At 40.9% G+C, this 12,415-nt stretch carries 16 protein-coding genes and 1 pseudogene; all 17 read left to right on the top strand.

Features of this window, described 5'->3' with window-relative positions; translation table 11 throughout:
• The first annotated feature begins 2 nt into the window (after positions 1 to 2).
• Positions 3 to 431: a DUF7768 domain-containing protein gene (locus GGQ84_RS04050; RefSeq protein WP_429159503.1), complete on the top strand. Its 429-nt coding sequence runs from the start codon at positions 3 to 5 to the stop codon at positions 429 to 431.
• The gene (locus GGQ84_RS04045; RefSeq protein WP_429159500.1) at positions 431 to 658 is read left to right on the top strand and encodes a hypothetical protein; all 228 of its coding nucleotides are present in this window, start codon (positions 431 to 433) and stop codon (positions 656 to 658) included. Before GGQ84_RS04050 ends, GGQ84_RS04045 begins: the two co-directional genes overlap by 1 nt.
• Before the next feature lie 2 nt (positions 659 to 660).
• On the top strand, positions 661 to 1,080 hold the full coding sequence (locus GGQ84_RS04040) for a DUF1492 domain-containing protein (protein WP_429159497.1): 420 nt from the start codon (positions 661 to 663) through the stop codon (positions 1,078 to 1,080).
• A 205-nt stretch (positions 1,081 to 1,285) separates the two neighbouring features.
• Positions 1,286 to 1,654, top strand: coding sequence for an HNH endonuclease (locus GGQ84_RS04035; RefSeq protein ID WP_429159494.1), 369 nt, complete (start codon positions 1,286 to 1,288; stop codon positions 1,652 to 1,654).
• A 309-nt stretch (positions 1,655 to 1,963) separates the two neighbouring features.
• Entirely contained in the window at positions 1,964 to 3,214 is a 1,251-nt protein-coding gene (locus tag GGQ84_RS04030; protein WP_429159698.1) for a site-specific DNA-methyltransferase, read from the top strand.
• Between the two features lie 106 nt (positions 3,215 to 3,320).
• A complete protein-coding gene (locus GGQ84_RS04025; RefSeq protein WP_429159491.1) occupies positions 3,321 to 4,247 on the top strand; it encodes an amidoligase family protein in 927 nt (308 codons plus the stop codon).
• A gap of 142 nt (positions 4,248 to 4,389) precedes the next feature.
• Complete coding sequence (locus tag GGQ84_RS04020) at positions 4,390 to 4,878, top strand: gamma-glutamylcyclotransferase family protein (protein ID WP_429159488.1); 489 nt, start codon at positions 4,390 to 4,392, stop codon at positions 4,876 to 4,878.
• A gap of 106 nt (positions 4,879 to 4,984) precedes the next feature.
• Positions 4,985 to 5,176 (top strand): hypothetical protein, encoded by a 192-nt coding sequence (locus GGQ84_RS04015; protein ID WP_429159485.1) that lies wholly within the window; start codon positions 4,985 to 4,987, stop codon positions 5,174 to 5,176.
• Entirely contained in the window at positions 5,176 to 5,490 is a 315-nt protein-coding gene (locus GGQ84_RS04010) for a hypothetical protein (protein WP_429159482.1), read from the top strand. The genes GGQ84_RS04015 and GGQ84_RS04010 overlap by 1 nt, the downstream gene beginning before the upstream one ends.
• A 144-nt stretch (positions 5,491 to 5,634) precedes the next feature.
• Positions 5,635 to 6,456, top strand: coding sequence for a hypothetical protein (locus tag GGQ84_RS04005; protein ID WP_429159480.1), 822 nt, complete (start codon positions 5,635 to 5,637; stop codon positions 6,454 to 6,456).
• Positions 6,440 to 6,628: a hypothetical protein gene (locus tag GGQ84_RS04000; protein ID WP_429159478.1), complete on the top strand. Its 189-nt coding sequence runs from the start codon at positions 6,440 to 6,442 to the stop codon at positions 6,626 to 6,628. The genes GGQ84_RS04005 and GGQ84_RS04000 overlap by 17 nt, the downstream gene beginning before the upstream one ends.
• A 10-nt stretch (positions 6,629 to 6,638) precedes the next feature.
• On the top strand, positions 6,639 to 6,848 hold the full coding sequence (locus tag GGQ84_RS03995) for a gamma-glutamylcyclotransferase (protein ID WP_429159475.1): 210 nt from the start codon (positions 6,639 to 6,641) through the stop codon (positions 6,846 to 6,848).
• 75 nt (positions 6,849 to 6,923) lie between these two features.
• Positions 6,924 to 7,436 carry a phage terminase small subunit P27 family gene (locus GGQ84_RS03990; RefSeq protein ID WP_429159473.1) on the top strand — a complete coding sequence of 171 codons (513 nt, stop codon included), beginning with the start codon at positions 6,924 to 6,926 and terminating at the stop codon, positions 7,434 to 7,436.
• Positions 7,437 to 7,458: 22 nt separating this feature from the next.
• Positions 7,459 to 9,408: a terminase TerL endonuclease subunit gene (locus GGQ84_RS03985; RefSeq protein ID WP_429159470.1), complete on the top strand. Its 1,950-nt coding sequence runs from the start codon at positions 7,459 to 7,461 to the stop codon at positions 9,406 to 9,408.
• A gap of 31 nt (positions 9,409 to 9,439) precedes the next feature.
• Complete coding sequence (locus GGQ84_RS03980; protein ID WP_429159697.1) at positions 9,440 to 10,669, top strand: phage portal protein; 1,230 nt, start codon at positions 9,440 to 9,442, stop codon at positions 10,667 to 10,669.
• On the top strand, positions 10,670 to 11,386 hold the full coding sequence (locus GGQ84_RS03975; protein ID WP_429159467.1) for a head maturation protease, ClpP-related: 717 nt from the start codon (positions 10,670 to 10,672) through the stop codon (positions 11,384 to 11,386).
• Between the two features lie 12 nt (positions 11,387 to 11,398).
• Positions 11,399 to 12,319, top strand: a pseudogene (locus tag GGQ84_RS03970) (phage major capsid protein); the annotation flags it as partial.
• Positions 12,320 to 12,415 lie beyond the last annotated feature (96 nt).

Here is a 12,415-nt window from a genome sequence, read left to right as displayed (position 1 = left end):
AAATGAGTGTTAATAAATTTAATTCAGAAGGTTATCATGACCCAACGGTTTATGAAGCCCTTACAAATATAGAAAAAGAAGAAAAGGTTAAGCGAAAGAAAAAGATTGTATTTATCTGCAGTCCCTTTGCAGGGGATATGGAAGGGAACACCCTAAAGGCTAGAAGGTATGGTAGATTTGCAGCTACTCAAAATGCAGTGCCGATTATTCCACATCTCATGTACCCACAGTTTCTAGAGGAAGAAGATCCAAAAGAAAGACAGCTGGGAATTGATATGGGATTGGTGCTACTTGGTAAGTGCCATGAGATATGGGTCTTCGGAGATAGAATTTCATCCGGCATGGCAGCTGAGATAAAGAAAGCTAAAAGATGGAATATTCCTATTAGATATTTTTCAAATGAGTGTGTGGAAAGAGAGGGAGAAAAGTGATGATGGAAAAAGAATGCTTTGCTTATAAAAACGGTAGGTGTAAGGCTTTAAAAGTTCAAAAGTGTGAAGGGACCAGCTGTGGCTTCTTTAAAACAAAAGCACAGATGTTAGAAGACCAAGAGCGTGTATTTAAAAGAATCAAATCCTTAGATGCACCTAGCAGAATAAATATTATGGAGCTTTATTACAAAGGGAAGATGAGTCTTTTAGATGAAGTGGAGGGATAAAGATGGGGGCAAAAGAATATTTATCACAAGCTATCTGGTTAGACCAGATGATTGATAGTAAGCTAGAACAATTGACTACACTTAAGAGCCTAGCTATGAAGGTAACATCAAGTTTTACTAAGGAAAAAATCTGCGGTGGAAATATTGAAAAGAGTAAGATGGAAAGCACCATTGTGAAAGTCATTGACCTAGAAAATGAAATCAATGCTGATATAGACAGATTGATTGATCTCAAAAGGGACATTCAAGATACCATTAATAAGATGGACGATATCAACCAACAGCTCCTATTAGAACTTAGATATCTTAGTGGAAAAGGGTGGGATGAGATAGCGGCCACCATGGGTTATGATCCAAGAACTGTTTATAGGATTCATGGAAAAGCCTTAAAAGAATTTGAAAGGATGAAATTGTGTCAGTAAATGTCAGTGAATGTCAGTAGCTACACGTGTTATAGTATATGGTGTAAAGGTATAGAAAATCCTAGAACACCATATGCTGTAGCATACGCCTACGTTATATCGATTCGAATCTTAGGAAACGCAGCATTCTTGGATTAAGGCTCTGGTTAATGAACTGGAGCTTTTTCTATACCTTTTTTAAGATTGATAATTGGAGGTGAACTTGATGCCCTGGAAACCAAAGAGCATCTGTAACTATCCTGGGTGTCAAACCTTAACCCATGATAGATATTGTGAAGGACATAAAAAAGAAATGACTAGAAAACAAAACGAGAGAAGCTCAAAGCTTTATACCTATCAGTGGAGAAAAGCCAGTAAAGATTTCTTAAGAAGACATCCACTGTGTATCCACTGCGAAAGAGCTGGTAGAATTACTCCTGCAACAGAAGTGGACCACATTAAACCCCATGGAGGAGATCAGAAACTCTTCTGGGACAAAAGAAACTGGCAGCCTCTTTGTAAGAGTTGTCATTCAAAGAAGACTGCCAAGGAAGATGGTGGTTTTGGCAACAGTCCAGGAAACAGATGGGGGTAGGGGGTCTGAATCTCTACAGCCTTGTGTTTCCAACAACGTGCGGGGGGCATCTGTGAGAAATCGCAAAAATCACAAGGGGGGTATATCAGGGATTTCAGCCTGAGTAATGACTTGGGGCAGTTCCCATGAAATAGGCATGGTTACAAGCTTTAAAAGGAATATGAAATAGATAAGGAAGTTTAGAAATTTAAGTAAATATGATACTAAAAATGCCTATTTTGATAGCATTTTCAGCAATTTTTAGCCTGATGACAGTGGTCACGGGCTTTTTTAATGCAAAGAAACGGAGGGATAAAAGTGAATCAAGACATGAATATAAGAAAAGTGGCGGTATCTAAAATCAATCCCGCTAAATACAATCCAAGAAAAGATTTAAAGCCAGGGGATCCAGCCTATGAAAAATTAAAGCGGTCCATGACGGAGTTTGGTTATGTGGAACCGATTATCTGGAATGAGGAAACTGGAAATATTGTAGGTGGTCACCAACGCTATAAGATTCTTTTAGAGGAAGGGCAGGATGAAGTGGAATGTGTGGTGGTGAAGCTATCCTCTGAAAGAGAAAAAGCACTTAATGTGGCCCTAAATAAAGTAACAGGCGACTGGGAGTTTGAGGCTTTAGCAGATCTTATAAAAGATTTAGAAGCACAGGACTTTGATGTCACTTTAACTGGATTCGATGCTGCAGAAATTGAAGACCTCTTTAGCCAGGTTCATGATAAGGATGCAAAAGATGATGATTATGATGTTAATAAGGCACTAGAGGAAGCTGCCTTTGTAAAACCGGGAGATGTTTGGCTTCTTGGAAGACATCGCCTTATGTGTGGAGATGCTACAAAGGCTGAAGATGTTGCTACATTAATGGATGGGAAAAAAGCAAACCTCGTGGTGACAGACCCGCCATACAATGTAGACTTTGAAAGTGCCAGTGGTCTTAAGATTCAAAACGATAAACAGGACAATGATACTTTTTATGCCTTCTTACTATCGGCATTTAAAAATATGGCAGAGCATACAGCACCCGGAGGTTCCATCTATGTATTTCATGCAGATACAGAAGGACTTAACTTTAGAAAAGCTTTTATAGAGGCAGGGTTTCATCTTAGTGGTGTGTGTATATGGAAAAAGAACTCGTTGGTCCTTGGTCGCAGTCCATACAACTGGATCCATGAGCCGATTCTCTTTGGCTGGCTAAGAGGTGCTAAACATAAATGGTTTACCGGCAGGTCAGAAACAACCGTATGGAATTACGATAAGCCAAAGAAAAATGGTGAACATCCAACGATGAAGCCGATTCCATTACTTTGCTACCCTATAAAGAATTCATCTCAGGTTAATGGCATTGTCCTTGATACCTTTGGGGGCAGTGGTTCAACCTTAATTGCTTGTGAACAGGTGGATAGAATTTGTAACACCCTAGAGCTTGATCCTAAATACGCCACTGTTATTGTGAAAAGATACACCCAGCAGGTGGGGACAGATAAGGATGTATATGTCCTTCGTGATGGTGAAAAGGTTCATATTAGTGATGTTGAGAAACCTTCTGAGAATGAAGATGTATAAATAAAATACAGTATTTTCCTTAAATATAACTTGCTATTTAAGTTGGTGTGAGTGATATATGTACATGACCAAAGAAACACACCAAAAAAAGGAAGGGGAAAATACCATGGAAAATAAGGGTTTTTTAAAGAGCAACCTAGGAATTGAAATTGAAATGACAGGAATCACTAGAAGAAAAGCAGCCAAAGTTGTAGCAGAGCATTTAGGGGGAACCATTGAAGAACTTAATGACTACTACAAAACTTTTAGAATAACAGCACCGGATGGACGCAAATGGAAAATCATGTATGACGGAAGCATCAACACACAAAAGAAAGTAGGGGGCGATAAGGTTTCCGCTTCAAAAGAATACAGCGTAGAGCTTGTAAGCCCAATCTTAACCTACGAAAAAGACATAGAAAGCCTTCAAGAGATGATAAGAAAGCTTAGAAAAGCAGGGGCCTTTTCAGGGCAGCAAAACTGCACCGGAATCCACATCCACCTTGACGGCAGAGACCACACCCCAAGATCCATCAGAAACTTTATGAACATCATTTACTCAAGAAACGACCTTTTATACGAAGCCCTTCAGATAGAAAGACGCAGAATGCAGTATTGCAAAAAGATGGACCAAAGCCTAGTGGAGAGAATGAATAAGAAAAAGCCAACCACCATGAAGCAGATTGAGGACATTTGGTACCAAGGCTACAGCGACAGAAGAGAAAGACACTACCACCAAAGCAGATACCATTTTCTAAACCTTCATAGCCTTTTCAACGGAGTGGGAACAGTTGAACTTAGGGGATTTAACAACCCAAACCTTCACGCAGGAAAGATAAGAAGCTACGTGGTCCTTGCCTTAGCCATGAACCACCAGGCCCTTACCCAAAAGAGTGCCAGCAGCAAGAAGCCACAGATTGAAAACCCTAAGTTTTCCATGAGAACCTGGCTAAACCGAATCGGCTTTATCGGGGAAGACTTCAAAAACTGCAGAGAGCACCTTTGCAAACACCTAGATGGAAGCGCAGCCTGGAGATTTCGCACAGCCGCATAGATAAACAAAAAGGCGGCGCCCTTAAAGCCACCGAGCGGGAAACCGCTCTTTAGGTGGTAGAAGGGTTTCCAGCTTAAGTATAAAGCCCACACAGGGGAAGCTAAGGGGAAGAAAAGGCCCTTTAAGAAAGGATGGAGTGTATATGAAAGTGGAAAAGAGATTAAACGCAGCCTATGGGTCAAATCTGAATTTAGAGCAAATGGCCATGAGATGTCCTACTGCTAAAGTTTATGGAAAAGGTTATCTGAAAGGCTACCGGCTACTCTTTAAAGGTAGAGAGGGCAGTGCCTATTGCACCATTGAAAAGAAACGTGGCGGCAAGGTTCCGGTACTTATTTGGGAGCTTCAGCCGGAAGACGAAAAGGCTCTAGACTATTATGAAGGCTACCCAAGATTTTATGAAAAGGAAGATGTGAAAGTAACCTTGGAAGACGGAACAACCGCCCAGGTCATGGTGTACATTATGACGGACAAGATCATTGATAGAATCCATCTTAACATTCCAAGTAGGAGCTATCTTGAAACGGTAAAAGAAGGATATGAAGCTGCAGGGTTTGATTTGAAATTTATTGACAATGCTTTAGCCATTAGTGAAAAAGCCATTATGAAGCACCCACCAAAGTATTTATAGCCCTAAAAAAGAATCATCATTTCTAAAGATTCTACTTGCTATTATGTAGATTCAGAGGCATTAATGGTAGTACCCAAAGCAAAGAAATCTTAAGGAGGTCAGAGAAATGATGATTAAGAAAAAGGACAGATTTGAATCGAGGAGTGGAAAGGTATACGAAATCGCAGGAAGATGGGGAAAAGATTTTATCTTATCACCCATTAAAGACAGCGATGATGAGTGCTTGATTTACACACCCTCAGAGATGGAGGAATTTTTAGAAACAGGGCATTTCAAAAGAGTGGGAGGCGAGAAATAATGAGAGCTTTATTTGGAAGAAAGGTTTGTGACTTAAAGGAACTAAGGGAACTTACCCATAAGGCCATTAAAGATGGACAAAAGGGGCAGCCCTACACCATTACCAGAGAAGTAATTTTGAAGGACAAAGATTTTAGGAGCTTTGCAGAAGACTTTTTTAAGGACCAAGATTGGATTACTGCAGAAGATGGCGGAATCAATCATGAGGGAGAGGTCAGATGCATTAGGGTAGTCAACATTGACACCGGGGAGAAGGTTCTGGTAAATACAGAAGGATATTCCTGGCCACGCTACACCGGGCTTGAGATCACTTAAAGCAGGAATATAGATAATGCACTTAACTACCCGCACTGCAAATCGAAAGCGGATAATTAGGTGCATTATCTTTTCAGAAATGACTTGCTATATCCTGTGTATAGAGCGTTAATGTAAGTACCAAATACTAAGGGAGGTATGAACATGGATCGAAAAGAGATGATCAAAAGACTAGGTGAGCACTTTGGGGTTAAGCCTAAATACTTGAGCGTTCCAACTTTCAATTATGAGATTAGGACAAATACAGAAGTATACACAATCGATAGACATGGAACCATTACAAAAGCAGATGGTGAGATCATTACCATGGATGAAATTTTAAACGGGCCTATAGTGGAAGAATCTACTGAAAATCTAGAAGAAGCTAATGCAAGGGAAGAACCTAATGTATGGGAAGAAGGGGTTAATGAAGCAACAGCTCCAAATCTTCAGGAACTAGAGGGTGTAGAAGTAAAGCTTCCCATAGAAGACCATACAGCTACAAGCCTTAAGAACATTATTAACATGTTTTACAGCAAGCAGCAATTAATAATGATGGCCTTTGAGACTGATGAATCATTTATGGATGAGGATTTTGCAGAGGATTTAAATAAAGAAGAAGCCTTAGATTTAGAGGGACTTAAAAAGGCCACTCAAAGGCTAGGTGCTGAAAGATGCCCAGGGTTTCAGGTTGACTTTGAAGAAGAAACCTTCAGCTGTTACCTTTACGGATCAGAGCTAAGTGATGAGAGAATATCCGCCTTTAAAGACTTAGTGGCCCTTATAGCAGAATATGCTAAAACCCTGAACCGAGCATCCTTTAAGCAGGCCCAAAATGACAATCCAAAGTACGCCCTTAGAACCTGGCTTATTCGAATTGGGATGAACGGGCCGGAGTTTAAGGAAACCAGAAAGACCCTTCTAAAACATTTAGAGGGAAGTGGAGCTTTTAGAAAGGCAGGTGTTTTAGATGAAACCCAAATGTAGACTGATAGGGGAAGATGGTAACATTTTTAATCTCATGGGGATTGCTACAAGAGCCCTTAAAAAAGCAGGGCAATCTGAAAAGGCAAAAGAGATGACTAGGCGGATTAAAACTGAAGCCAAAAGCTACGATGAAGCCCTAGCAATACTGATGGAATATGTGGATGTAGAGTAGGAGGGTGAAAATGGATAAATTTTTTAGTCAGAAACATTGTGATCGGTGCAAGGGAAGTCTTAAAGGTGGACGGATTATGTCCATGTTTAGTGAAGACGTACTTTGTATGAGCTGTAAGGATAAAGAAACCAAGGACCCTGAATACAAAAAAGCTGTAGAAGCAGATCATGAAGAAATAAAGAAAGGGAACTTCAATTATAAAGGTATCCGTGGAAAATAATATAAACAAACGCTAATAGATGAATGAAGACCTCCGGGTCTTTTTTCTTTGGAGAAAATGAAGGGGGTGAAAGTTATGGCAGGTAGAGGTAGGCCACCAAAACCAACAGCAATAAAAGAGCTAGAAGGTAATCCTGGAAAAAGACCGCTGAATAAAAACGAACCAAAGCCTAAACAAGGAGCGCCAAAATGCCCGTCATGGCTGGAGCCAGATGCTAAAAAGGAATGGAGAAGATTATCAAAGGAACTGGAATCCATGGGGCTACTGACTCAAGTAGATATGGCAGCCTTTGCTGGGTATTGTCAGGCCTATGCCAGATGGAAAGAAGCCGAGGAGTTTATATCAAAGCATGGATCCATTTTAAAGACGGCTTCAGGTTATATTCAGCAGATTCCCCAGGTATCCATTGCCCAGCAAAATCTAAAACAGATGCGAAACTTCTGCTCGGAACTTGGGCTAAGTCCATCAGCCAGAAGTAGACTAAATATTAATAATTCTGGAAATGTCATCGAAGGGGATGCCATGGAAGACTTACTTTTCAATGTGCCAAAGGCAGAGGATCTTTTAAACAAAAAGGATGATGACTAAAGCTAAAAAGGAGGGAGCCCAGATGCCATTTAGTGAAGCCCATGCAAATCACGCCATTAATTTTATAGAACAACTTAAGCTGACCAAAGGCAAATGGGCCGGTCAGCCTTTTAAATTATTACCTTGGGAGAAGGATCTGGTAAGGCGTCTATTTGGAACCTTAAGAGAAGATGGAACAAGGCAGTACCGTACCGCTTATGTAGAGATAGGCAAGAAAAATGGAAAAGCATTATCTATTGATACCCCTATACCAACTCCAAGTGGATGGACAACAATGAAAAATTTAAAAGTAGGGGATGAAGTATTTGATGAGAATGGAAAAACCTGCAGAGTCTTGGGAGCTACAGAGATTATGTATGACAGGCCTTGTTATGAAGTAAAATTCTCTGATGGAGAAAGTATTATTGCCGATGGAGAGCATTTGTGGAAATTAAAGGACTTTGAAACACCTTTTACTACAGTAGAGATTGAAGAAAGATTAAAAGCAGGTGCTGAAAACTTTATAGATCATAGAAGGGTGACAGCGGTTAAAAGCACAGCATCTATTCCAGTGAAATGTATTGAGGTAAGCAGTAAATCACGATTATATTTAGCTGGAAAATCTATGGTGCCAACTCATAATAGTGAACTCGGCGCCGCCATTGCCCTTTATATGTTATGTGCCGATGGAGAACCTAATGCAGAAGTGTATGTCGCTGCCTGTGATCGGCAGCAGGCAAGTATTATCTTTAACACCAGTATGAACTTTGTGGAAGGGAATAGGACCCTATCAAAAGTGACCAATCTTGTCAGGTCAACCAAGAGAATCACCTATCCAAAGACGGGTAGCTTTTATCAAGTATTAAGCTCCGATGTTAAATCAAAATCCGGTATCAATGCTTCCTGCGTTATTCTCGATGAGATTTGGACCTATCCTAATCCGGATCTAGCGAAGATGCTAACTACCGGTTCAGGAGATGCTAGAACTCAACCTCTCTTTTTATATCTCACAACTGCTGGAAATAAACTCTCAGGCTATGGCTGGGAGATGCACCAAAAGGCAAAGGATATTCTAGATGGTAAAAGGGTGGATCCTACTTTCTTATCCATCATATATGGACTGGAAGACGATGCAGATATTTCAGATGAAAACAACTGGTATAAGGCCAATCCTAGTCTTGGCCATACCATTCAAATAGAAAGAGTAAGGGAGCACTATAACCAAGTAAAAGACGACCCGGCGGATTTGGCTCTCTTTAAGCAGCTCCGTTTAAACATGTGGCTTAAGCAGGAAATCAAGTGGATGCCTATGGATAAATGGGACCTTTGTAATTATCCAGTGGATCTTGAAGAACTAAAGGGCAGGGTTTGTTATGGAGGACTGGATTTATCTTCTACCACAGATATTACAGCCTTTGTTTTAGTTTTCCCACCGGAGGATGAAGAGGATAAATATCAGATACTTCCGTTCTTTTGGTTACCGGAAGAGACCCTACATCAAAGGGTAAAAAAGGATGCAGTGCCTTATGATATTTGGCATAGGCAGGGACTACTCAATCTCACAGAGGGTAATGTGGTCCACTATGGATTTATTGAAAAGTTCATCGAAAGGCTAGGGGAAAAATATAATATCAGGGAAATCGTCTATGACAGATGGGGAGCAACCCAGATGAGTCAAAACCTAGAAGGTATGGGCTTTACAGTAGTGCCTTTTGGTCAGGGATTTAAGGATATGTCTCCACCGACAAAGGACTTAATGAGACTAACCCTAAGTGGTCAAATTGCCCACGGTGGTCATCCAGTTTTAAGATGGATGGCAGATAATATTGTGGTCAGGACAGACCCAGCTGGAAACATCAAGGTGGATAAGGAGAAATCCTCAGAAAAAATCGACGGTATTGTAGCTCTTATTATGGCCCTAGCTAGAGCACAGTTTAACCCATCAGGAGATGACTCGGTTTATGATGAAAGAGATTTAATTATATTTGGTTAGAAATGATGAAGGGAGTGAATGACATTTGAAAATACCCGTATTATCAAAACTATTTAGGTCGAGGGCAGACCCTAAAAACAGTATGTGGCAAAGTGCCTATCAGTTTTTCTTTGGCCCTACATCAAGTGGAAAAGTGGTCAATGAAAAAAGTGCCATGCAAACCACAGCAGTCTATGCCTGTGTAAGGATTTTATCAGAGACCATTGCATCCCTTCCCCTGCACACCTATCAAAAAACAGATAAGGGGAAGGAAAAAGCTGTAGACCACCCGCTGTATCATTTGCTTCATGATGAGCCTAATCCGGAGATGACTTCATTTGTGTTTAGAGAAACGCTGATGGGTCATCTTTTACTTTGGGGAAATGCCTATGCTCAGGTGATTCGTGATGGTAGGGGAAAAGTTATGGCCCTATATCCTCTAATGCCTGACAAGATGATGGTCCACCGAAGTGAAGGGGGAGAGCTTTACTATAACTACTCCAAAGAAGGTAAGGAACATGTATTAAAACACTGGGAAGTACTACACATTCCAGGACTTGGCTTTGATGGACTTTTAGGTCACTCGCCTATTGCCATGGCAAAGAATGCTATCGGTATGGCCATAGCCACAGAAGAATATGGTGCTAACTTTTTCAATAACGGAGCCAATCCCGGTGGTGTGTTAGAGCATCCAGGAATCCTAAAGGATCCTGAAAGGGTGAGAAAAAGCTGGAATAGTGTTTATGCCGGTAGTGGAAACGCCCATAAGGTAGCAGTTTTAGAAGAAGGAATGAGCTTTAAGCCGATTGGAATACCGCCGGAGCAGGCACAGTTTTTACAGACGAGAAAGTTTCAGCTTAATGAAATCGCCCGTATTTTTAGAGTTCCACCTCATATGATTGGGGATCTTGAAAAATCAAGTTTTTCTAATATAGAGCAGCAGAGTTTAGAGTTTGTAAAATACACATTAACGCCATGGCTTTCTCGCTGGGAGATGGCCATGAAAAAATCCCTGTTATCTCCTTCTGAAAAGAAGGATTACTTTATAAAGCACAATGTAGAAGGACTTCTTCGTGGAGACTACAAGACAAGAATGGAAGGTTACAGCATTGGTATTCAAAATGGCTTCTTAAGCCCTAACGATGTCAGGGAGCTAGAAGATTTAAATACCATTGAGCACGGTGATGTCTATGCTGTGAACGGTAATATGCTAAAACTTGAAGACATCGGCGCTTATGCGAAGAAGGATGTAAACAATGATGAGGAAGGAGGAAAAGCCTAGATGAAATTTTGGAACTGGGTGAAAAACGAAGAGGGGAGAACACTGTATCTCGATGGCTATATCGCCCAAGAAAGCTGGTGGGATGATGAAGTGTCTCCTAGGGAATTTAAAGCAGAGCTAGAAGAAGCAGATGATGATATCACCCTTTGGATTAACTCGCCAGGTGGCGATGTATTTGCGGCATCACAGATTTATACCATGCTTAAGGAATACAAGGGGAAGGTCACTGTAAAAATCGATGGCATTGCAGCCAGCGCCGCATCAGTTATTGCTATGGCCGGGGATAAGGTGTACATGTCTCCCACTGCCATGCTAATGATCCACAATCCATCCACAATTGTGTGGGGAGAAGAGTCAGATATGAAGCGTGGTATCGAGGTACTTTCAGAAGTAAAAGAAGGGATTATCAATGCCTATGAAACCAAAACGGGGCTACCTAGAAACAAGATATCCCAAATGATGGATAGGGAAACCTGGATGAGTGCAGGAAAAGCCTTAGAGCTTAAGTTTTGTGATGAAGTTTTATACCAAGAGGCGGTAGCTTCTGAAAATGTTACAGCAAGCTTTATCTTTGACAAGGTGACAGTAACCAATAACTTCTTAGGAAAGTTTCAAAGGGTAAAGCCACTGAAGAATAAAGAAGAAAAAGAAATTGAACCAACAGAAAAGGGAACTGAGTACAAACATTTAGCCAAAAGGCTAGAACTTTTAAAATAGGAGGAATGGATCATGAATAGAATTTTAGAATTACGTGAAAAAAGAGCTAAGGTGTGGGAAGATGCGAAGGCATTTCTCGATGAAAAACGTGGAAAAGATGGTCTGATTGCACCAGAGGATGAAGCAGTCTATGAAAAGATGGAAGCAGAGGTTGTGGCCCTTGGAAAAGAAGTAGAAAGACTTGAAAGGCAAGCTGCACTTGATTTAGAACTTTCAAGAGCAACAAGTAACCCTATCGCATCTAACCCTATGAATCCAGATGAGCCGGAAAGAAAAGGCAAAGGATCAAAGGAGTACAAAAATGCCTTCTGGAATGCCATGAGAAGTAAAGGGAGCTTTGGGGCAGAAAATGCCCTTCGTATTGGTCAGGATTCAGAAGGGGGCTACCTTGTTCCCGATGAGTTTGAAGCCACCTTAATTCAGGCTTTAAACGATGCCAATATTATGAGAACCCTTGCTAAGGTTATCACTACATCCTATGGAGACAGACAAATCCCAGTAGTTTCTTCTAAGGGAACAGCTTCATGGATTGAAGAGGGTGGAGCCTTTACTGAAAGTGACGATACCTTTAGCCAGGTGATTTTAGGTGCCCATAAGCTTGGAACCATTATCAAGGTTTCAGAGGAACTTTTAAATGACAGTGTATTTAATCTTGAAAACTATATTGCCACAGAGTTTGCCAGACGTATTGGTGCAGCTGAAGAGGAAGCTTTTATTAAAGGGAATGGAACCAATAAGCCAACGGGAGTTCTGGGTTCCGCCCAAGTTGGTGTGACAAGTGTTGTGGCAGATGCCATTACCTTTGATGAGGTGATTGACCTTTGGCATTCACTTAGAGAGCCTTATAGAAAAAATGCCACATGGTTACTAAATGACAGCACTGCCAAGGCCATCAGAAAGCTTAAGGATGATAACGGACAATATATCTGGCAGCGTGTGACACGTTCGTAATTGAAAAGATTACGCACTACAACCGTTCGGTTGTGGGAGAACTGATAATTCAATAGGTAAAATGAAGGAGTAACGCCC

This window comes from Desulfitispora alkaliphila, from assembly GCF_050433185.1.
Lineage (GTDB): Bacteria > Bacillota > Desulfitisporia > Desulfitisporales > Desulfitisporaceae > Desulfitispora > Desulfitispora alkaliphila.
Note: the sequence above shows the minus strand (reverse complement) of the source record. Positions and strands in the feature narration are given on the sequence as shown.